18 protein-coding genes are annotated in these 19,533 nt (G+C 71.9%); 12 read left to right on the top strand and 6 right to left on the bottom strand.

Features of this window, described 5'->3' with window-relative positions:
* Positions 1-8: 8 nt before the first annotated feature.
* Positions 9-1,010 carry a glycosyltransferase family 4 protein gene (locus ACFQS7_RS14260; RefSeq protein ID WP_380068022.1) on the bottom strand — a complete coding sequence of 334 codons (1,002 nt, stop codon included), beginning with the start codon at positions 1,008-1,010 and terminating at the stop codon, positions 9-11.
* A gap of 205 nt (positions 1,011-1,215) precedes the next feature.
* Positions 1,216-2,025, bottom strand: a complete 810-nt coding sequence (locus ACFQS7_RS14255; protein ID WP_380067748.1) for a UDP-2,3-diacylglucosamine diphosphatase — start codon at positions 2,023-2,025, stop codon at positions 1,216-1,218.
* A 268-nt stretch (positions 2,026-2,293) separates the two neighbouring features.
* On the opposite strand from ACFQS7_RS14255, the gene ACFQS7_RS14250 reads away from it, so the two are divergent.
* The 4 genes from ACFQS7_RS14250 (at position 2,294) to ACFQS7_RS14235 (ending at position 6,441) form a co-directional block, all read left to right on the top strand.
* A complete protein-coding gene (locus ACFQS7_RS14250; RefSeq protein WP_380067747.1) occupies positions 2,294-3,169 on the top strand; it encodes a diacylglycerol/lipid kinase family protein in 876 nt (291 codons plus the stop codon).
* A gap of 394 nt (positions 3,170-3,563) precedes the next feature.
* The gene (locus ACFQS7_RS14245; RefSeq protein WP_380067746.1) at positions 3,564-4,421 is read left to right on the top strand and encodes an outer membrane protein; all 858 of its coding nucleotides are present in this window, start codon (positions 3,564-3,566) and stop codon (positions 4,419-4,421) included.
* 150 nt (positions 4,422-4,571) lie between these two features.
* A complete protein-coding gene (locus tag ACFQS7_RS14240; RefSeq protein ID WP_380067745.1) occupies positions 4,572-4,991 on the top strand; it encodes a PadR family transcriptional regulator in 420 nt (139 codons plus the stop codon).
* Positions 4,992-5,034: 43 nt separating this feature from the next.
* A complete protein-coding gene (locus ACFQS7_RS14235) occupies positions 5,035-6,441 on the top strand; it encodes an FAD-dependent oxidoreductase (protein ID WP_380067744.1) in 1,407 nt (468 codons plus the stop codon).
* A gap of 3 nt (positions 6,442-6,444) precedes the next feature.
* Here ACFQS7_RS14235 and ACFQS7_RS14230 read toward each other — a convergent pair whose 3' ends face one another.
* Positions 6,445-7,647: an MFS transporter gene (locus ACFQS7_RS14230; protein WP_380067743.1), complete on the bottom strand. Its 1,203-nt coding sequence runs from the start codon at positions 7,645-7,647 to the stop codon at positions 6,445-6,447.
* Between the two features lie 54 nt (positions 7,648-7,701).
* On the opposite strand from ACFQS7_RS14230, the gene ACFQS7_RS14225 reads away from it, so the two are divergent.
* Genes ACFQS7_RS14225 through arsJ form a run of 6 tightly spaced genes read left to right on the top strand, consistent with a single transcriptional unit; the run spans position 7,702 to position 13,495 of the window.
* The gene (locus ACFQS7_RS14225; RefSeq protein ID WP_380067742.1) at positions 7,702-8,067 is read left to right on the top strand and encodes an ArsR/SmtB family transcription factor; all 366 of its coding nucleotides are present in this window, start codon (positions 7,702-7,704) and stop codon (positions 8,065-8,067) included.
* Positions 8,064-9,146 (top strand): ACR3 family arsenite efflux transporter, encoded by a 1,083-nt coding sequence (gene arsB, locus ACFQS7_RS14220; RefSeq protein ID WP_380067741.1) that lies wholly within the window; start codon positions 8,064-8,066, stop codon positions 9,144-9,146. The genes ACFQS7_RS14225 and arsB overlap by 4 nt, the downstream gene beginning before the upstream one ends.
* On the top strand, positions 9,139-10,203 hold the full coding sequence (locus ACFQS7_RS14215; protein WP_380067740.1) for an ArsO family NAD(P)H-dependent flavin-containing monooxygenase: 1,065 nt from the start codon (positions 9,139-9,141) through the stop codon (positions 10,201-10,203). Before arsB ends, ACFQS7_RS14215 begins: the two co-directional genes overlap by 8 nt.
* A gap of 58 nt (positions 10,204-10,261) precedes the next feature.
* On the top strand, positions 10,262-11,119 hold the full coding sequence (locus ACFQS7_RS14210) for a metalloregulator ArsR/SmtB family transcription factor (RefSeq protein ID WP_380067739.1): 858 nt from the start codon (positions 10,262-10,264) through the stop codon (positions 11,117-11,119).
* 2 nt (positions 11,120-11,121) lie between these two features.
* Positions 11,122-12,165, top strand: coding sequence for an ArsJ-associated glyceraldehyde-3-phosphate dehydrogenase (locus tag ACFQS7_RS14205; protein WP_380067738.1), 1,044 nt, complete (start codon positions 11,122-11,124; stop codon positions 12,163-12,165).
* Position 12,166: 1 nt separating this feature from the next.
* A complete protein-coding gene (gene arsJ, locus ACFQS7_RS14200; RefSeq protein WP_380067737.1) occupies positions 12,167-13,495 on the top strand; it encodes an organoarsenical effux MFS transporter ArsJ in 1,329 nt (442 codons plus the stop codon).
* A gap of 28 nt (positions 13,496-13,523) precedes the next feature.
* Here arsJ and ACFQS7_RS14195 read toward each other — a convergent pair whose 3' ends face one another.
* Entirely contained in the window at positions 13,524-14,705 is a 1,182-nt protein-coding gene (locus ACFQS7_RS14195; RefSeq protein WP_380067736.1) for a phytanoyl-CoA dioxygenase family protein, read from the bottom strand.
* 111 nt (positions 14,706-14,816) lie between these two features.
* Positions 14,817-16,256 (bottom strand): FAD/NAD(P)-binding protein, encoded by a 1,440-nt coding sequence (locus tag ACFQS7_RS14190; RefSeq protein ID WP_380067735.1) that lies wholly within the window; start codon positions 16,254-16,256, stop codon positions 14,817-14,819.
* A gap of 139 nt (positions 16,257-16,395) precedes the next feature.
* On the opposite strand from ACFQS7_RS14190, the gene ACFQS7_RS14185 reads away from it, so the two are divergent.
* Positions 16,396-16,833: a group III truncated hemoglobin gene (locus ACFQS7_RS14185; RefSeq protein ID WP_380067734.1), complete on the top strand. Its 438-nt coding sequence runs from the start codon at positions 16,396-16,398 to the stop codon at positions 16,831-16,833.
* A 1-nt stretch (position 16,834) separates the two neighbouring features.
* On the opposite strand, the gene ACFQS7_RS14180 is transcribed toward ACFQS7_RS14185, so the two are convergent.
* Positions 16,835-18,085 carry a PLP-dependent aminotransferase family protein gene (locus ACFQS7_RS14180; RefSeq protein ID WP_380067733.1) on the bottom strand — a complete coding sequence of 417 codons (1,251 nt, stop codon included), beginning with the start codon at positions 18,083-18,085 and terminating at the stop codon, positions 16,835-16,837.
* A gap of 243 nt (positions 18,086-18,328) precedes the next feature.
* On the opposite strand from ACFQS7_RS14180, the gene ACFQS7_RS14175 reads away from it, so the two are divergent.
* Positions 18,329-19,528, top strand: coding sequence for an ABC transporter substrate-binding protein (locus ACFQS7_RS14175; RefSeq protein ID WP_380067732.1), 1,200 nt, complete (start codon positions 18,329-18,331; stop codon positions 19,526-19,528).
* The last annotated feature ends 5 nt before the right edge of the window (positions 19,529-19,533 follow it).

Genomic DNA, 19,533 nt, shown 5'->3' with positions numbered 1-19,533 from the left:
GGCGGCGGCTAGCCGATCGGCACGAGCTGGCGGCGGAAGCTGGCGGCGCAGGCCTCCCAGGAATAGCGCTCGGCATGCCGCCGCGCCGCCGCCCGGTCGCAGGCCAGGGCCGCCAGCGCCGCACGGCGCAGGTCGGCATCCACCACCCCGGCACCGGAGCCAGGGATGACGTCCAGCGGCCCGGTGACCGGGAAGGCCGCGACCGGGGTGCCGCAGGCCATCGCCTCCAGGATCACCAGGCCGAAGGTGTCGGTCCGCGACGGGAAGACCGAGACATCGGCGCCGGCATAGCAGCGCGCCAGGTCGGCGCCCTGCTTCCAGCCGGCGAAATGCGCCGCGGGGAAGCGCCGGGCGAGGGCCGCCCGCTGCGGCCCGTCGCCCACCACCACCTTCGATCCCGGCAGGTCGAGCGCCAGGAAGGCCTCGATGTTCTTCTCGACCGCGACGCGGCCGGCATAGAGGAAGACCGGGCGCGGCAGGCCGGCCCAGTCTTCGCGCGGTTCGAGGCGGAACTGATCGAGGTCGACGCCGCGGGTCCAGGGGCGGATCCTGGTGAAGCCCCGCGCGGCCAATTCGGCCCGCAGCGAGGGGGTGGCCGCGAAGGTGCCGCGGCCGGCCTCATGGAAGCGGCGCAGCCAGGCCCAGGCGAAGCGCGGCGGCAGGCCGGTGCGGGCCTGCAGGTATTCCGGGAATTTGGTGTGGAAGCTGGTGGTGAAGGGCCAGCACCGCTTCAGGCAGAGCGCCCGCATCGCCAGCCCCAGGGGGCCTTCGGTGGCGATATGCACCGCGCTCGGCCGGTAGGCATCGACCATCGCCCGCAGCGCGCGGGCCGGCCGCAACGCCAGGCGGATTTCCGGGTAGCCGGGCATCGGCAGGGTGCGGAAGCGATCGGGGCCGATCACCTCGATCGTGTCGCCCAACGCCCGCAGCCGCCCGGCGACGGTGGCCAGGGTGCGCACCACGCCGTTCACCTGCGGAACCCAGGCATCGGTGACGATCAGCAGCCGCAGCATGTCGGTATCCGGCAGCACCGTGACCGCGCCGTCGAGGATCGGGTCAGCCGGCACGGCATCCAGGTCGAGGACCATCGAATCTCCCGGGCCGCAGCCCGCTCAGAACAAGTTGAGGACATCGGATCCGCCTGAAGGATAGGCGGCGGACGCACCGGGACGCGGCCCAACCCGCCGGCACCGGCGGGCGCCCCGCCGCACGAATTCAGGCCGCCGCCACGGCAGGCCGTTCCAGCCGGGTCCAGAAGGACAGCCGGTTCTCCGCCGCCCAGTCGACCAGTTCGAACCGGCCATCGGCGTGCTCCACCAGCGCGGTGCAGCTTTCCACCCAGTCGCCGTCGTTCATGTAGAGCACGCCCTGCACCATGCGCATCTCGGCATGGTGGATATGGCCGCAGATCACGCCGTCCAGGCCGCGGCGGCGGGCCTCGCCGGCCAGCGCGACCTCGAAGCGGTCGATGGCCTTCACCGCGCCCTTCACCTGGCGCTTCAGCCATTGCGATAGCGACCAGTACGGGTAGCCGAGCCGGCGCCGGGCGCTGTTGAAGACGCGGTTCACCGTCAGCGCCCAGTCATAGGCCCAGTCGCCGAGATGGGCGAGCACCTTGGCATAGCGGATGACGCCGTCGAACTCGTCGCCGTGGATCACCAGGTAGCGGCGGCCATCGGCGCCCTCGTGCACCGCGTCGCGCGCCATCCGCACCCCGGCGACCTCGAAGCCCAGGCCCAGCCAGTCGCGGAACATCTCGTCGTGGTTGCCGGGGATGTAGGTGACCCCGACGCCGCGCCGCGCCATGGCGAGGATCTCGCGCAGCACCTCGTCGAATTCGCGGCTCCAGTACCAGGACTTGCGCAACCGCCAGCCGTCGATGATGTCGCCGACCAGGAAAAGCTGCTCGCAGTCCGTCCGGCGGAGGAAGTCGAGCAGGAAATCCGCCCGGCAGCCGCGGGTGCCGAGATGCACGTCCGACAGGAAGATCGTGCGGTAACGGCGCTTCTGATCCGTGCTCTGCATCGTCGCTGACCTTCGGACTCCGGCCTCGCCGCGGCCGGAAAACCATGGCGATTCGCTGGCCGGCGCATGCGGTGCCAGTAACGCAGGGTGACGGGCTGCGTCGTGAATCTTGCGTGACGCCGCCTCGGCTCCGCCGTTCCGGCAGCAATTGTCATGCGGCTGCCACGCAAATGTCCTGCCCCTGTCTCGGTCGTTACCCAGTTAGGTCACGTTCTGTCCCGGTGGGCGACTCGTCGCCGGGCCTGTTCCCCGAATGGCCAGGAAGCGCATGCTCATCGTCTTCAACCCCGCCGCCGGGGCGCGTCGCCGCCGCCGGCTGGCCCGCGCGCTCGGCACGCTGGCCGAGGCCGGCGTCGTCGCCCGCGTGGCGGAGACCCTGCACCCCGGCCATGCGACGCTGCTGGCACGACAGGCCGCGGGGGATGGCGTGCCGCTCGTGGTCGCCGCCGGCGGCGACGGGACGATCGCCGAGGTGGCGGCAGGCCTCGCCGGGTCGGCGGCGCGGCTCGGCATCCTGCCCTTCGGCACCGCCAACGTGCTGGCCTGGGAACTCGGCCTGCCGCCGCAGCCGGAAGCCGCGGCCGCGGTGCTGGCGCAGGGCCGCACGGTGCTGCTGCGGCCCGGCCTGGCCCGCTTCGGCGACGGCACCGCGCGGCTTTTCGTGCAGATGCTCGGCGCCGGCTTCGACGCGCAGGTGGTGGCGCGGCTCGACCTCCGGCTCAAGCGGCGGCTCGGCCGCGGCGCCTATGTGCTGCAGGGGCTGCGGGAGCTTGGGCGCTACCGCTTCCCGCGCTTCGCCGCGGTGCTGGATGAGGAGACGCTGGAGGTGACGAGCGCCATCGTCTCCAAAGGCCGGCTCTATGCCGGGCGGCACTTGCTGGCGCCGGCGGCGCGGCCGGGCGAGGCGGGCTTCCAGGTGGCGCTGTTTCGCAGCGCGGGGCCGCTGCGGGCGGCGCTGTACGGGGCGGCGCTGCCGCTCGACCTGCTGCCGCGGCTGCCGGGGGTGGAGCTGCGCTGGGCGCGGCGGGTGGAACTGCGCGGTGCGGCCGTGCCGATCCAGGCGGATGGCGACCCCGCGGGGCTGCTGCCGGTGGTAGTAGAGGACGCGCCCGGGCCCTTGGCGGTCATGCTGCCGGCCGCCTGAGACGCCGGGACGTAGAATGTGCCGGAATCAGGCCAGGTTCGGGGCACGGCGTTCGGGGCCGTGGGTGCGGCGGCGCTGGCGCACGCCACCGGACGCATGGCAGTGCCGTGGCCGCCCCGCATGGCGAGGGCGTGCGCCCCATCGACCGGGCTACGCCCCGCAACAGCACGGCGTTGAAGATGGCCATCAACCTTAAATAGAATAACAAAAGTATAAATAGTACCTATTGTTTATTCCAGCATTTATTGTGACGTAAATATCCTACATAAATAACGATCGGCTGAGTATCGATCGTTACAGATACACGTGAAGGGCGGCAGCTGGATCGCTTTTATAGGGTCGTCCGCAGCGGAGCGAGCCGTTCTCTCCGCGCGACCATCACGCGGACGAACGAATGACCTTCACGAAGACCGTGCTGCATGTCGGGTTTCTGGGCAGCCTGAGCCTGATGGCGGCAACCGGTGCGGCCAACGGCCAGACCGACGACGCTACGATCATCGCAGCCGGAACCGGTGCGGCGCGGACCGATGGCGTCCGGCTCGGCACCGCCCCGACCAGCGGCTTCTATATCGCCGCCGCCGCCGGGGCGAACTGGCGGCAGGATGCGGACCTGACCTTGCAGGGCGCCGGCGCCGACACCGCCCGCGCCATGGGGCTCGGCACGACCGGCAAGCTGGGCTTCGCCGGGGCCGGCCCAGTGGCGGTCGGCAGCCTCGGCTGGGGTTTCGGCAACGGGCTGCGCGCCGAGGTCGAATTCGGCTACCGCAGCAGCGACGTCGATGCGGTTTCGGTCGCAGGCTACCCGGCACATCCGACGCTGTCGGGCGAGGCCAGCACCCATGCCGTCATGGCGAATGCCTTCTACGACTTCCACCGGCTGGGCTGGCGGGTCGGGGTGCCGGTGACGCCCTATGCCGGGCTGGGCGGCGGCTATGCCTGGTCGTCCTACGACCGGATCACGGCGCGCAGCGGCAATGACGGGTCGATGACCTATGGCGTCGACGGGCGCTTCGCCTATCAGGCGATCCTCGGGCTGGCATGGGACCTGTCCGGCATCGCCCGCGGCCTGTCGCTGACGTCCGAGTATCGCTACTTCGCGGTGCTGGACCAGCAGGTGGAACACGGCGCCAGATTCGGCCGTGCCGGTTTCCGCGACGCGCGGGTCGACACCACCAACCGCAACCACGCCCTGCTGGTGGGGCTGCGCTATGCCTTCCGCGGTCCGGGGCCGGGCGCCGTCGGGGTCGATTAGGCAACCGGACCGGCACGCTGGCGTCCCAGGGCGTGGGCGCCAGGGGTGCGACGGCGGCGTGGCGCCTCCCGGTCACCATGATCCTCGCAGCGTGGCCGGGCACGGGATGGGCCTTGATGCATCGACCATCAAGGTATAGCTTCGGCTCTCATGTCGATCCCGGCTCTCGCCCGCATCCCGCCCCGCGTGGACTATGCCGCCCGTGACTACTGGGCCGGCACCATCAAGATGGGGCTGTCCAAGTTCTTCATCCTGCGCGTCCTGCACGACGGGCCGATGCATGGCTACGAGGTCGCCCGGGCGGTGGACCACACCACGCGCGGCTGCTGTTCCCCCACCGAAGGCACCATCTACCCCGTGCTGCGGGAATTCGAGGCCGGCGGCTTCGTCACCGTGGCCGAGGAGGTGGTCCAGGGCCGCCAGCGCCGGGTCTATGCGCTGACCGAGGCCGGGCGGGCGGCCTTCCGCGTCGCGCTCGATGCCTGGATGGAGGCCACTGCGGCGCTGCAGGACACCGGCCGCGCCTTTGCCGCGGCCGACGCGGCAAGCCCCCACGGGGACTGCTGCTGATGCGCCCCGCCTTCACCCCCTCCCCGCGCCAGGAAGCCACGCCATGACCGCATCCAACCTGCCCGTCGCCATCATCGGCGCCGGCCCGGTCGGCCTCGCCGCCGCCGCCCATCTGTTGACCCGCGGGCTGCAGCCTCTGGTGCTGGAAGCCGGGCCCGAAGTCGCCGCCGCGGTGCGCGAATGGGGCCATGTCCGGATGTTCTCGCCCTGGCGCTACGACATCGACGCCGCCGCCCGCAGCCTGCTGGAAGCCGAGGGCTGGGCGGCACCCGAGGCCGAGGCCTACCCGACCGGCGCCGAGCTGGTGACGCGCTACCTGGCGCCCTTGGCCGCCACCGCGGCGCTGCGCGGCCGCATCCGCACCGGCGGGCGGGTCATCGGCATCGCCCGCCGCGACCATGGCCGGTTGCAAGAGAGCCGGGGGCGCGACGCCGCGCCCTTCGTGCTGCACGTGACGACCGCCGATGGCGGCATCGAGGCGATCGCGGCCGCCGCCGTCATCGACTGCGCCGGCACCTGGCAGGCGCCGAACCCGGCCGGTGCACATGGCATGCCGGCCCCGGGCGAGGCGGCGCAGGCCGACCGCATCGCCTATGGCATCCCGGACGTGCTCGGCACGGCGCGCGGGACCTATGCCGGGGCGACCACGCTGGTGGTCGGCGCCGGGCATTCCGCCATGAACGCCGTGCTCGACCTGGTCGCGCTGGCCAAGGATGCGCCCGGCACCCGCATCCTCTGGGCCTTCCGCCGGCCGCTGGGGGCGGTGAATTTCGGCGGCGGCGCACGCGACGCGCTGGCCGAGCGCGGCTCGCTCGGCGCCCGGGCGCAGTCGCTGGTCGAAAGCGGCGCCGTCACCGCCCTGGCGCCCTTCCTGATCGACCGCATTGCCGATGCGGGCGGCGCGCTGGCGGTCACCGGCCGGCAGGGCGAGCGCATGACCACGGTGCAGGCCGACCGCATCGTCGTCGCCGCCGGCTTCCGCCCCGACCTGTCCTACCTGCGGGAGATCCGCCTCGGGCTCGATGCGGCGGTGGAGACGACGCCGGCCCTGGCACCGCTGATCGACCCCAACCTGCATAGCTGCGGCACCGTCCGCCCACATGGCGAGGCCGAGCTGCGCCACCCGGAAGCGGGTTTCTACATCGCCGGGATGAAGAGCTACGGCCGTGCGCCCACCTTCCTGCTGGCGACCGGCTATGAGCAGGTGCGCAGCATCGCCGCGGCGCTGGCCGGCGACTGGGCGGCGGCGCGGGAGGTGCATCTCGACCTGCCGGAGACCGGCGTCTGCGTCACCGATGCGGCAGCCCCCGCCGGCGCCTGCTGCGCGCCGGCGGCGCCACCCGTGGCCGCCGGTTGCGGCGCACCGCAGCCGGCGCTGGCGGCGGCCGCATCCTGCTGCGGCCCTGCCGCCGCCGCGCCCGTCGCCGCGCCGAAGGGCTGCTGCGGCTGAGGCTCAGTGCGGCCGGCCCAGCCGCCGCAGCACCGCCAGGCCCAGCAGCGTGACCCCGGCCAGGTGGCCGAAGCCGAGCGCCCAGCCGAGCCCCTCCGGCCCGGCCAGGTCGAGCGCGATGCCGACGCCGAGCGGCCCGAGGAAGCCGCCGGCATAGCCGCACATGCTGTGCAGCCCCATCGTGGCGCCGCGCCGACCCGGTGCCGCCGCCTGCACGGTGCCCGCGGTCAGCGCCGAACTGTCGAGGTAGATCGCGGCATTCCAGGCGATGACGCAGAGCGCGGCGAGCGGCGCCGAGACCAACCCCGACCAGCCGGCGAGCAGCGACATCCCCGCCGCCAGGCCCATCGCCGCCGCCACCACCCGCGCCCGGCCGAAGCGCTGCGCCGTCTCGTTGCCGGTGATCGACACCACGATCCCGGCCAGCCCGGCGGCGGTGAAGATGGCAGTCGGCCCGGGCAGCCAGGACGGCGCGCCGTGCCGGGCGATGGTGGCGGCGAGGAAGGTGACCGCCCAGGCCCGCAGTGCCGCCAGCTCCCAGGTATGGACGGTATAGCCAACGATCCAGGCCATGGCGGCGCGGTTGCGGAGGACCGGGCGGAAATCGAGCAGCGCCCCCGGGGGCGGGGCGTCGGCGGGCCGCGGCGGCGGCTCTGCCGGCATGACCGCGGCGCCGATCGCGGCGGCGGCCAGGGCGGCCAGGCCGCCGAACAGGAAGGCCGCGCCGGGGCCGGCAAGCGCATCGAGCCCGCCCGCCACGGCGAAGGAGGCCGCGCCGGCGATGCCGACCCCGGCGGCATGCCAGGTCACCGCGCGGGACTGGGCATGTCCTTCCAGCTGGTCGGCGATCGCCTTCAGCCCGGGCATGTAGCAGCCGGCCCAGCCGATGCCGGCCATGGCGCGCAGCGCCAGCGCACCCCAGAACCCATCCGCCAGCAGCGCGAAGCCGAGATGCGACATCGCAGTCAGCCCGGTGCCGAACACGTAGACCCGCCGCGCCGGGAGGCGGTCGGTCAGCGCGACCAGCACCGGCACCGCGACGACATAGGCGGCGAAGAAGGCGCCGATCAGCCAGCCGGCCTCGGTCGCGGTCAGCGACCAGCGGTCGATATAGCCGGGCAGCAGCGCCGGCAGGGTGAAGGCGCCGATCTGCGCCAGCACCTGCGCGGCGACGATGGCGGCGGCGAAACGGGTCGTCCCGGACATGACACGAGGCTAACCGCGGCTTGCCGGAATCGGCGATTCGAGTAGTCTCGAATCATGGACGAGATCACTGCCGTCGAAGCCTTCGCCGCCCTGGCCCAGGACACCCGCCTGCGCGCCTTCCGCCTGCTGCTGCAGCAGGGGTCCGCGGGGCTGCCAGCCGGCGAGATCGCCCGCCGGCTGGGGACGCCGCCCAATACCATGTCCACCCATCTGGCGATTCTGACCCGGGCCGGGCTGGTCCAGTCCCGACGGGAAAGCCGCCAAGTCTTCTACGGCGTCGAACTGGGCGGCATCCGCGCCCTGGTCGCCTTCCTGGTGGAGGATTGCTGCGGCAGCCGCCCCGGTGCCTGCGCCCCGCTGCTCGACGCCGCCCTGCCGCTCGCCTGCTGCGGCCCCACCACCACCGGAGATGATGCATGACCGAAGCCGAACCCCGCCGACTGTCCCTGCTCGATCGCGGGCTGACGCTCTGGATCTTCGCCGCGATGGGGTTGGGCATCGCGCTCGGCAGCCTGGTGCCGGGATTGCCGGCGGCGCTCGACGCCATGTCCGTCAACGGCACCAACCTGCCGATCGCCGTCGGGCTGATCCTGATGATGTATCCACCGCTGGCGCGGGTCCGCTACGAGGCGCTGCCGGCGGTGTTCAAGGACCGCCGCGTGCTGCTGCTGTCGCTGGTGCAGAACTGGGTGATCGGACCGGTGCTGATGTTCGGCCTGGCGGTGGCCTTCCTGTCCGACCGGCCGGACTACATGACCGGGCTGATCCTGATCGGCCTGGCCCGCTGCATCGCCATGGTGCTGGTCTGGAACCACCTGGCGCGTGGGGATGCGCAATACGTCGCCGGCTTGGTCGCCTTCAACAGCATCTTCCAGCTGGTCTTCTTCGGCGCCTATGCCTGGTTCTTCCTGTCGGTGCTGCCGCCGCTGGTGGGGCTGGAGGGGCGCGTGGTGCAGGTGCCCTTCGGCACCATCGCCGGCGCCGTGCTGCTCTATCTCGGCCTGCCCTTCGCCGCCGGCTTCCTCAGCCGGCGGATGCTGACCGCCCGCCACGGGGAGGCCTGGTACACCGAACGCTTCCTGCCGCGCATCGCGCCGGTCACCCTGGTCGCGCTGCTGCTGACCATCGTGGCGATGTTCACCCTGAAGGGCGGCGAGGTGCTGCGGCTGCCGATGGACGCGCTGCGTATCGCCCTGCCGCTGGCGATCTACTTCCTGGTGATGTTCCTGGTCTCCTTCGCCATGGGCCGCTGGATCCGCGCCGACTACCCGCGCACCACCGCGATCGCCTTCACCGCCGCGTCCAACAATTTCGAGCTGGCGATCGCGGTGGCCATCGCCGCCTTCGGCCTGGCGTCCCCCGTCGCCTTCGCCACGGTGATCGGACCGCTTGTGGAGGTTCCGGTGCTGATCCTGCTGGTCGGCGTGGCGCTGCGGCTGGGCCGCGCCTGGTTCCCCGGCGACACGGCCTTGGCAGAGACGGTGCCGGCGCGTGGCTGAACCGCTCGACGCCGTCGTGGTGGGCGGCGGGCAGGCCGGCCTCGCCGCCGGCTACTTCCTGCGCCGCAGCGGGCTCTCCTTCGCCATCCTCGATGCCGGGGAGGCGCCGGGCGGCGCCTGGCGGCATGCCTGGGACTCGCTGACGCTGTTCTCCCCGGCGCAGTGGAGCTCCCTGCCCGGCTGGCCGATGCCTGTCCCGCCCGATGGCGGCTATCCGCCGCGCGATGCCGTCATCGCCTACCTGACGGCCTACGAGGCGCGCTACGCCTTGCCGGTGCGCCGGCCGGTGCGGGTCGCCGCGATTGGCGGCGCCGGCGCTGCCCTGCGGGTCGAGGCCGCCGGTGGCAGCGCCTGGACCGCCCGCGCGGTGATCAGCGCCACCGGCACCTGGGCGCATCCCTTCGTCCCCGACGTCCCCGGCCGCGACGCCTTCGCCGGAATACAGGTTCATTCGGCCGCCTATCGCCGGCCGGAGGATTTCGCCGGGCTGCGGGTCCTGGTGGTGGGCGGCGGCAATTCCGGAGCGCAGATCCTGGCCGAGGTTTCCCGTGCCGCTGCCCGCGCCACCTGGGTGACGGAACGCGCGCCGGTCTTCCTGCCGGACGAGGTCGATGGCCGCGTCCTGTTCGAACGCGCCACGGCCCGCTGGCAGGCCGAACGCGAGGGCCGCCCGCCGCCGCCGGTTGAGGGCGGCCTCGGCGACGTCGTCGCGGTGGCGCCGGTGCGGGAGGCCCGGGCCCGCGGCGCTCTCGGCAGCCTGCGCCCCTTCGCCCGGCTGGAGGCCGATGCCGCGGTCTGGGCCGATGGCACCCGCATCGCCGCGGATGCGATCCTCTGGTGCACCGGCTTCCGCCCGGCGCTCGGGCATCTGACGCCGCTCGGCCTGGTGCAGCCGGATGGCCGGGTGGCGGTCGGGCCGGCCGGACGCGCCCTGGCCGAGCCGCGGCTCTGGCTGCTGGGCTATGGCGACTGGACCGGCGCGGCCTCGGCGACCCTGGCGGGTATCACCCGGGCGGCGCGGAATGCGGTGCAGCAGGTGGTCCAGGCGCTCGGCTGACCTGAAAGGGTCATGCAAGTGTCATCCAACGCCGGCATGTTTCGACTAAATTGGAAACATGGAATCGGATGATGCCGCCTTCGCCTTCGCCGCCCTCGGGCAGGCCACCCGGCTCGACCTGCTGCGCGCCCTGCTGGATGCCGGGCCGAGCGGCCTGGCGGCGGGCGAGATCGCCGCGCGGCTGGACGTGCCGGCCTCGACGCTGTCCTTCCATTTGCGCGCCCTCGACCAGGCGGGGCTGGTCGCCGCCACGCGGCAGGGCCGCAGCATGATCTATGCGGTGCGGTTCGCGCGGTTGCGCGCGCTGCTCGGCTTCCTGGCCGAGGCCTGCTGCGGCGGCGAGCCCGCCCGCTGCGGCGACCTTGGCCGCATGCTGGATACCCTGACGCGGGAGAACGACACCATGCAGCCGCCCATCTTCAACGTGCTGTTCCTCTGCACCCACAACGCCGCCCGGTCGGTCATGGCCGAAGCGCTGCTGAAGAAGCTGGCGCCCGGCCGCTTCGCCGCCTGGTCGGCGGGTTCGGACCCGTCGCCGACCGGGCCGCTGCCCGAGGTGCTGGCGCTGCTGAAGACGCTGGGCCACGACGTCTCGGGCCTGCGGTCCAAGTCGTGGGCCGAGTTCACCGGGCCCGAGGCGCCGTCCATGGACTTCGTCATCACCCTTTGCGACACGCTGCATGGCCAGGTCTGCCCCGACTTCGGCGCGACGACCATCACCGGCGCTTGGCCGCTGCCGGACCCGAGCAAGTTCGGCGGCAGCCCCGCCGAACGCGCGACGCTGCTGAACGAGGTCTATGCCGGGCTGCGCCGGCGGCTGGAAGCCTTCACCAGCCTGCCCATCGCCTCCCTCGACCGCCTGGCGCTGAAGGCGCGACTGGACGAGCTGGCCGACCCGCATGCGGTGGTGCGCTGAGCATGCGGGTCGGTATCAGCGGCATGGGCCGCATCGGTCGGCTGGCGCTGCGCGCCGCGATGGGCGCGGCCGAGCGTCAGCCCGAGGACCCGCGCCGCGGCAACCGGCTGGAGGTCGTCCACTTGAATGAGATCAAGGGCGGCGCCGCGGCCTGCGCCCACCTGCTGGAATTCGACAGCGTGCAGGGCCGCTGGCGTGGCCCCCGCATCGCCGTCGAGGGTGCCGGCCTGGCGATCGGCGATAGACGACTGTCCTTCTCGGAACATGCGCAGCCCGGCGACATCCCCTGGGGCGATCACGGCGTCGACGTGGTGCTGGACTGCAGCGGCAAGTTCCTCACGCCGGCGGCGTTGGAGGGGCATCTGCGGCGCGGCGCGAAGCGGGTGGTCGTCGCGGCGCCGGTGAAGGACCCAGGCGCGCTGAATGTCGTGGTGGGCGTGAACCACCATCTGTACGACCCGGCGCGGCATCCGATCGTCACCGCAGCGTCGTGTACCACCAACTGCCTGGCCCCGGTGGTGAAGGTGGTGCAGGAGGCCATCGGCATCCGCCATGGCATGATCACCACCATCCACGACCCGACCAACACCAATGTCGTCACCGACGCGCCGCACCGGGACCTGCGCCGGGCACGCAGCGCCATGCTGTCGCTGCAGCCGACCACCACCGGCAGCGCCACGGCGATCGCGCTGATCTACCCGGAGCTGAAGGGCAAGCTGAACGGCCATGCGGTGCGCGCGCCGGTGCTGAACGCCTCGCTGACCGATTGCGTCTTCGAACTGGCGCGGGAAACCACGGCGGCGGAAGTGAACGCGCTGTTCCGTACCGCGGCCGAAGGACCTTTGGCCGGCATCCTGGGCTACGAGGAGCGCCCGCTGGTCTCGGCCGATTATGCCCGCGACACCCGCAGCGCCATCGTCGATGCCCTGTCCACCATGGTCACCGACGGCACCCTGCTGAAGGTCTATGCCTGGTACGACAACGAGATGGGCTATGCCTGCCGCATGGTGGACCTGGCCTGCCACATGGCGGAGGTCGGCATCTGACATGAGCAGAAGCGCCATCCCCGCCGGCACCGCGTCCGGCACCCGCGACTACGCCATCGTCACCGCGGCCTATTGGGGCTTCACGCTGACCGATGGCGCGCTGCGGATGCTGGTGCTGCTGCATTTCTTCCGGCTGGGCTATTCGCCCTTCGCCCTGGCCTTCCTCTTCCTGTTGTACGAGGCCGCCGGGATCGGCGCCAACCTGATCGGCGGCTGGCTGGCGACGCGCTTCGGCATCGCCCGCATGCTGGCGGTGGGGCTGACGGCGCAGATCTGCGGCTTCCTGATGCTCTCGGCGCTGTCGCCCGGCTGGGGCGCGGCGCTGTCGGTCGCTTGGGTGGTCGCGGCGCAGGGCGCCTGCGGCGTCGCCAAGGACCTGACCAAGACCGCCAGCAAGTCGGCGATCAAGCTGATCCACGACGGCGCCTACGGCGTGGCGGCCGAGGCACGCCTGCGGGCTTCGCCTACCGGCGACCGGACGCCGGCCGAGGCCTCCGGCCGGCTGTTCCGCTGGGTCGCCTTCTTCACCGGCAGCAAGAATGCGATGAAGGGCCTCGGCTTCTTCCTCGGCGGGGTGCTGCTGGAAGCCCTTGGCTTCCGCGGCGCGCTCTGGGCCATGGCGGCGGTCCTGGGCTGCATCCTGGCCGGCGTGGTGCTGTCGCTGCCGCCGCTGATGGGCAAGGCCAGGGCGTCCCGCTCGGTGAAGGAGTTCTTCGCCCGCAGCCGCGGCATCAACCTGCTGGCCGCCGCACGGGTGGTGCTGTTCGGCGCGCGCGACGTCTGGTTCGTCGTCGGCCTGCCGGTCTTCCTCTATGCCTCGGGCTGGAGCTTCCCGATGGTCGGCGGCTTCCTGGCGCTCTGGACCATCGGCTACGGCGTGGTGCAGGCCGCGGCACCCGCCCTGGTCCGGCGCAGCGCGGATGGGCTGAGCACCGAGGTCCAGGCGGCGCGGCTCTGGTCCCTGCTGCTGGCCCTGGTGCCGGCGGCGCTGGCCGCCGCCCTGCTGGCGGAGGTAGCACGGCCGGACCTGGTCGTGGTGGCGGGGCTGGCGGTCTTCGGCTTCGCCTTCGCGGTCGATTCCTCGGTTCATTCCTACTTGGTGCTGGCCTATGCCGGGTCGGCGAAGGCGGCGGAGGATGTCGGCTTCTACTACGCCGCCAATGCGGCGGGGCGGTTCGCCGGCATCCTGCTCTCGGGCCTACTCTATGGTTGGGGCGGCCTGCCGGCATGCCTGCTCGGCTCGGCCGCCATGCTGGCGGCCTGCTGGGTCTTCACCCTGTCCTTGCCGCTGCGGGCCGATGCCGGCGCGCCGGTCGCCGCAGCCGGCTGAGCGCCGTTCGGCGCCCGGCCCGCTTCGGTCAGATCGCCAGATCCTTGGTGTTGTAGTCGCGGATCACCCGGTCGAGCGTCTCCGGCGTGCAGCGGAATTCGTCCTCCCGCCCGGCGAAGGGCTGGTAGCGAAAGACCGGCTCCTGCGGGTACGCCTGGTGCCGCGCGTCGATCGCCACCTGGATCACCGCCGAGCGTTCGAAGATCCGCTGTTCGTCATAGACCGCATGGGTCTCGGCGATCGCCAGCGCGGCCTTCTGCCCCAGCACCGCGTTCCGCCGATGGAAACCCATGGTCAGCGAAATGCGGATGTCGGGCGAGCTATTGGCGAAGGAGCCATGCACCGCCTGGCGGTTCACCATGGTCACGTCGCCGGCGGCACAGACAAGCGGCACCGCGCCCGGCAATTGTTCGCTGCCGCCATTGGCGGCCACCATCGCCTTGATGTCGGCCTTGCCCAGCTTGTGCGAGCCGGGGATCACCCAAAGGCCGTTGCCCGGCGTCGTCGGGTAGAGCTGGACCTGGTAGTTGAAGCCGTGGATGCCCTCGTCCCAGGCCGGGCTGTTCCAGTGCGTCACGCCATCCTGGTGCCAGGCGACCGACCCGCCGAGGCCTGGCTGCTTGACGAAGATGGCATCGTTGTAGGGGACGAAATCCGCCCCGTTGATGGTCTGCGCCGCGGCCAGCAGCTTCGGGTGGCCATAGAGCCGCAGCCCGGCGGGCATCGCCTGGCACATGCCGTACATCATCAGCACCACGAACTCCGGCGCCTCCGCCTCGGGCTTCGGCTGGGCCATCTGCACCGGGTGCCGGCCACCCAGCATCTGCGTGCCGCCATAGGGATCGGTGAGCGGGCGGATGAAGCGATAGGCGGGCCGCGCATAATCGACGCCGAGCGCGGGGCGGCCCTGCGCATCCACCGTGGCATCCGGCCCGACCGGGGCACGCGCCAGCATCTCCTGCGCATCCCGCCGCAGCGCCTCGACCTCGGCGGCATCGATCACGCCCTCGAAGATGTAGTAGCCGTGCCGCCAATAGGCGGCCTCGATCTCAGGATGCAGCGCGCCCTCGGCGGTGAGGCGCAGCGGCCCGCGGTTGCCGATCTCGGCCGCCAGGCTTTCGCCCGCGGCTTGGTAGGCCTGCATGCCGGCGGCATGCTCGGCGCGGGACAGGCCTGGCGAGGCTGCCACCGTTGCGGCCAGTTCGTTCATGGCGCTCACTCCCTCCCCGGGTCCTCCCGGGGTTGCCGGCATGGTCGCCGACAAGCCCGGCGGCGCGCAAGCAGACTTCCGCTACCGGGGCGACAGGGGGCGCCGCCCGGATCAGCCGGGCGAGGCGAAGAAGGGCGTGCCCTGCAATTCCGGCTCGGCGAAGGCTTCCAGGCGGCCGCGGATGGCATCGATATCCTCGGCGAAGAAGCCGGCGGCCATGCGGTGCGCCAGCCGCTCCGCCCCCGCCGAAATGCCGGGCACGTCCGAAGCGATGGCGCCCAGGCTGGCGAAGGCGGCATGGCTGAACAGGTGGATGCGGGACAGCACCGGGTCGTCCGCCGGGTCTCGGCCGGTCAGCTCGAACCCCTCGCCCAGCCAGGGGAAGCGGCCTAGCTCCGCGGATTCCTGGCCCGGCGGCGGGGTGAAGCGGTCGGCCCAGCGGGCGACGCGCGGCGCCAGGGACGCGAGTTCGGCGATGCGCCCGATGTCGATCCCGTAGCCGGTGCCGAGGATGAGGCGATCGGCCGTGGCGCTCTGGCCGCCGCCGAGGTCCAGCCGCACCTGCGCCCCGTCCCGCCTGGCGCCCAGCACCGGCGTGCCGAGCCGGATGTGGAAGCCCGGCTGCCGCAGCGCACGGTGGATCGATTCGTGCGGCGGCGGCGATTGCAGGTCGTGCATGTAGGAGAGGATCCGCCACTTCTCGGCCGGTGGCAGGGTCGCCCAGCCCTCGAAGAAGCCCGGATGGGCCGAGCCGCGGCCCTTGTTCACCTGCGGCAGCACGGCGCGGCGGACATACATCTCGACCCGCGCGGCGCCCTGCTCCAGCGCCGTCGCCGCATTGTCCCAGGCGGTCGGGCCCCCGCCGATGATGGCGACGGTACGGCCGCCCAGCGCGGCGAAATCTATCGGCTCGCCGCCATGCGCTGCCAGGTCGGGCAGCAGGCCGGGATCGATCCCCGGCGGCAGGCTGAAGCCGCCGGTGCCGCCGCGGCCGGTGGCCAGCACCAGGCGGCGGGTGAGTTGCACGCGCTCCACGCCGTCCTGCCGCAGCAACGCCGCCAGCAGGCCGCCGCGCGGTTCCACCCGCAGCAGTTCCACCCCGTTCGCCGCGGGGAGGCGCAGCACGCGGCGGACCCAGCCGAGATAGTCCTGCCAGTCGGCATTGGCGATCTTGTACAGCGCGTCCCAGGCCGCCGCGCCGGAACGGGCCTCGAACCAGGCACGGAAGGTCAGCGAGGGGATGCCCAGCGCCACCCCCGGCAGGTGCTTCGGCGAGCGCAGCGTCTCCATCCTGGCGGTGGTCACCCAGGGGCCTTCCTGGCCGGGCGGGGCGCGGTCCAGCATCAGGATGTTGCGGAGGCCCTTGAAGGTGAGGGCCGCGGTGGCGGCGATGCCATACATCCCGGCGCCGACCACCAGCACGTCCAGCACCGGCTCGCCGCCCGGGCCGCTGACCGGCGCGGTCCAATTGGCCGGCGGCAGCAGCAGCATCTCCAGATCACGAGCAACCCGAGCCTCATGCACCGCGAGGCCTCCGATCTGGTCCAGCATGGTTACGCTCCTGCGTCGGGTGCCGCTTAGCAGCATCCGGCCGCCGCGGCGAAGTGCCGTCCGGACCATGCCGGTCGCACAACCTTCCTTGCCGCCGCCCGGCATCCGCGCCATGCCGCCGGGGATCGGAGCGACGCGCTTGCAGCCCATCCCGGAAACCGCCGAACGCCGGGCGGCGCTCGGCCAGGAGATCACCGCCCGGACCGGCCTCGATGCCGCCGGGATCGAGGAATTTCTGCGTGCCTTCTACGGCGCGGCGCGGCAGGACCCGCTGCTGGGCCCGGCCTTCGCCGGCGTCGAGGACTGGGAGGGGCATATCGCCACCCTCACCCGCTTCTGGGGCTCGGTCGCGCTGCTGGCCGGCACGTATCATGGCCAGCCGATGCAGGCGCACCGGCCGCTGGCGCTGACCCCCGCGCATTTCGCTCGCTGGCTGGCGCTGTTCGAGGCAACGGCGCGGGCCCGGCTGACGGCCGAAGGCGCCGACTACATGCTGGAACGCGCCCGGCGCATCGCCCGCAGCCTGGAGCTGGGGCTGATCCCGATGCCCTTGCCGGCGCGGCGGGCGCCGGCCTGATTCAGCCCGCGTTGCGGATATTGCCGCTCCGCGCCGGGATGCCGGTCTGCTCGAAGCACACCTTGGCGAAGGCGGCGACGCCCTCGCGGATCTCGTCCTTGCTCGGCAGGGCGAAGCAGAGCCGCAGCAGGGAGCTGGCGGAATCGGGCACCACCGCCCATTCCGGCCCGGGGTTGAAGGCGATGCCGCGCTCGGCCGCCGGCTTGACCAGCTTGCGCACGTCGACCTCGGGCGGGAGCCTGATCCAAAGGAAGATGCCGCCCTTGGGGATGAAGCATTCGGCGGCGCTGCCGAACTCACGCTCCACCGCCTCGACCATCACGTCCAGCTTGTCCTTCAGCACGCCGGACAGCGCCGCGACATGGCTATCGAAATGCTTCGAGAAGTACTCGGCCACCAGCATCTGCTCGACCGAGGCGCTGCCGGCATCGGTCTTCAGCGCGACCAGCCGCGCCAGTACCGGCCAGGGCGCGACGGCGTAGGCGGACCGCAAGGCCGGGGCGAGGGTCTTCGAGAAGCTGCCGATATGGATCACCTGGCCTGGGTCCATGGCGTAAAGGGCGGGCGGCACGTCATGGCCGATCCCCTGGCCGCCCCAGATCAGGTCGGCATAGCATTCGTCCTCGAAGACCGGCACGCCATGCGCGCGGGCCAGCTTCAGCAGCTGCTCCCGGCGTTCCAGCGGCAGGATCGACCCGGTCGGGTTCTGGATGGTCGGGATGGTGTAAATATACTTTGGCATGACGCCGCGCGCCTTCAGCGCGTCCAGCGTGTCGGACAGCGCGTCCATTCGGATGCCCTCGGCATCCAGCGGCATGGGCACCGCTTCGACCCCCAGCGTGCGGACGCGGGAGATGGCGCCGCCATAGGACAGCTCCTCGAACAGCACGGTGTCGCCGCGCTCCAGCAGCAGGCTGTTCACCAGGTCGAGGCCCTGCAGCGAGCCGGAGGTCAGCAGTACCTCCTCCCGTGTCGTCTCGATGCCACGGTGGCGCCGCAGCTTGTCCACCACCAGGTCGCGCATGCCGCGATGGCCGAGCGGGCCGTGGCCGAGGTTGTAGAGCGAGAGGCTCGCGCCTTCCCGCCGCAGCGCCGCCGCGGCGCAATCGGCCAACGCCTCGACCGGCAGCATGGTCGGGTCGTTGTGGCCGCCGATGAAGTTGTATTTCGGAAAGCCGGTGAAGCGCGGCGCCGCCGCGGGTACCCCCTTGCGGAACAGGTGCTCGTAGGCGGGTCCGATCGTGGTGGACATGGCGGTTCCTGGTCATTGGACGTTGCTTGGGGGCGTCGGCCGCCCCGAGGGGCCTTATCCTGCCGCCGCGATGACGCCGCGGCAATGCAGGGCGCCTGCCACGTTGACATCCCCCGCTGTCGCCGCAGGATGGGCGCAACACGCCGCCGCCGCGCCCGCGGCCCGGCTGGACCGACCCAAGCGACCGCCCATCGAAGAATCCGCCGGACCTGGCGCAACCGGGCCGCCCCTGGAGGAACAACAATGTCCATGCTCATCACCCGCCGGGGCCTTGCGCTCGGCGGCACCGGCCTCGTCGCCGCCTCCGGCCTCGGCCTCGCCACGCCCGCCCTCGCCCAGACCGACCCGATCCGCATCGGCTGGCTCGCCGCCATGACCGGGCCGAGCAGCGCCCCCGCCATCGGCTTCAACCGCGGCGTGGTCTTCGCCGCGGAGGCCATCAATGCCGCCGGCGGCGTCAAGGGTCGCAAGGTGGAGATCATCACCCGCGACACCCAGGGCGACCCGACCAAGGCGGTGAACGCGACGCAGGAGATGATCAGCCAGATCAAGGTCCATGCCATCTGGGGCCCGACCAACAGCGGCGAGAGCCTGGCGACCACCGCCATCATGGCGCGCGGCAAGATGCCGAACATCCACCCCTGCGTGGTGGACAGCCTGATCGACACCAAGAAATACCCGAACGCCTTCCGCATCGCGCCCAGCAACACCCAGTGGGACGACGCGGTGCGCGGCTATACGCTGAACATCGCCAAGGCGAAGAAGGTCGCGGTGGTCGGCGACACCACCGGCTATGGCGTGACCGCCGCCAATGCCTCCGCCGCCAATATCCAGAAGGCCGGCGCCGAGGTGGTCTACAAGGCCAATATCGACGCCACCCAGCCGGACATGACGCCCGACATGCTGCGCGCCCGCAATGCCGGGGCGGAAGCCATCGTGATCTGGTCGGTCTCCACCGGCATGATCGCCCGGCTGCTGAACACCCGCGCCAAGATGGGCTGGGACGTGCCCTTCATCGGCCACCCCGCGCTGTCCTCGGGCGAGATCGCCTCGCTGCTCGACAAGCCGGACAACTGGAAGAAGGTCTACTGCATCGGCTACCGCAGTTGCAGCTACGACGCCAGCGGCAAGCTGCCCGAGCGTACCGAGTCGCTGGTGCAGAAGATGGCCGGCAAGGTGGCGCTGCACGACACCTTGATGTGGTGGGTCGCCTGCGGCGTCGATGCGGTGGAGATGATCGCCGAGGCGGTCGCCGCCACCGGCAGCACGTCGAACGAGGCGATCATCGGCTATTGGAACAAGCTGAAGGCGCGGCCCGGCTACTACGGCAATTTCAGCTTCACGCCGGAGGAGCACAACGGCTATCCGGTGGAGGACGTGATCATGTCCGATGCCAGCTCGGGCAAGAACGGCACCTTCGCCCTCGCCCCGGGCTACGGCTGAGGCAG

Source organism: Dankookia sp. GCM10030260, from assembly GCF_042666655.1.
In the GTDB taxonomy this organism is placed as follows: domain Bacteria; phylum Pseudomonadota; class Alphaproteobacteria; order Acetobacterales; family Acetobacteraceae; genus Paracraurococcus.
The sequence above is the reverse complement of the archived record's forward strand: the minus strand, read 5'-3'. Positions and strand labels throughout refer to the sequence as shown.

Bases quoted from the DNA above. Each gene is read 5' to 3' on its own strand.
- ACFQS7_RS14255 (WP_380067748.1), bottom strand. From the start codon at position 2,025: ATGCAGAGCACGGATCAGAAGCGCCGTTACCGCACGATCTTCCTGTCG.
- ACFQS7_RS14250 (WP_380067747.1), top strand. From the start codon at position 2,294: ATGCTCATCGTCTTCAACCCCGCCGCCGGGGCGCGTCGCCGCCGCCGG.
- ACFQS7_RS14245 (WP_380067746.1), top strand. From the start codon at position 3,564: ATGACCTTCACGAAGACCGTGCTGCATGTCGGGTTTCTGGGCAGCCTG.
- ACFQS7_RS14240 (WP_380067745.1), top strand. From the start codon at position 4,572: ATGTCGATCCCGGCTCTCGCCCGCATCCCGCCCCGCGTGGACTATGCC.
- ACFQS7_RS14235 (WP_380067744.1), top strand. From the start codon at position 5,035: ATGACCGCATCCAACCTGCCCGTCGCCATCATCGGCGCCGGCCCGGTC.
- ACFQS7_RS14230 (WP_380067743.1), bottom strand. From the start codon at position 7,647: ATGTCCGGGACGACCCGTTTCGCCGCCGCCATCGTCGCCGCGCAGGTG.
- ACFQS7_RS14225 (WP_380067742.1), top strand. From the start codon at position 7,702: ATGGACGAGATCACTGCCGTCGAAGCCTTCGCCGCCCTGGCCCAGGAC.
- arsB (WP_380067741.1), top strand. From the start codon at position 8,064: ATGACCGAAGCCGAACCCCGCCGACTGTCCCTGCTCGATCGCGGGCTG.
- ACFQS7_RS14210 (WP_380067739.1), top strand. From the start codon at position 10,262: ATGGAATCGGATGATGCCGCCTTCGCCTTCGCCGCCCTCGGGCAGGCC.
- ACFQS7_RS14205 (WP_380067738.1), top strand. From the start codon at position 11,122: ATGCGGGTCGGTATCAGCGGCATGGGCCGCATCGGTCGGCTGGCGCTG.
- arsJ (WP_380067737.1), top strand. From the start codon at position 12,167: ATGAGCAGAAGCGCCATCCCCGCCGGCACCGCGTCCGGCACCCGCGAC.
- ACFQS7_RS14195 (WP_380067736.1), bottom strand. From the start codon at position 14,705: ATGAACGAACTGGCCGCAACGGTGGCAGCCTCGCCAGGCCTGTCCCGC.
- ACFQS7_RS14190 (WP_380067735.1), bottom strand. From the start codon at position 16,256: ATGCTGGACCAGATCGGAGGCCTCGCGGTGCATGAGGCTCGGGTTGCT.
- ACFQS7_RS14180 (WP_380067733.1), bottom strand. From the start codon at position 18,085: ATGTCCACCACGATCGGACCCGCCTACGAGCACCTGTTCCGCAAGGGG.
- ACFQS7_RS14175 (WP_380067732.1), top strand. From the start codon at position 18,329: ATGTCCATGCTCATCACCCGCCGGGGCCTTGCGCTCGGCGGCACCGGC.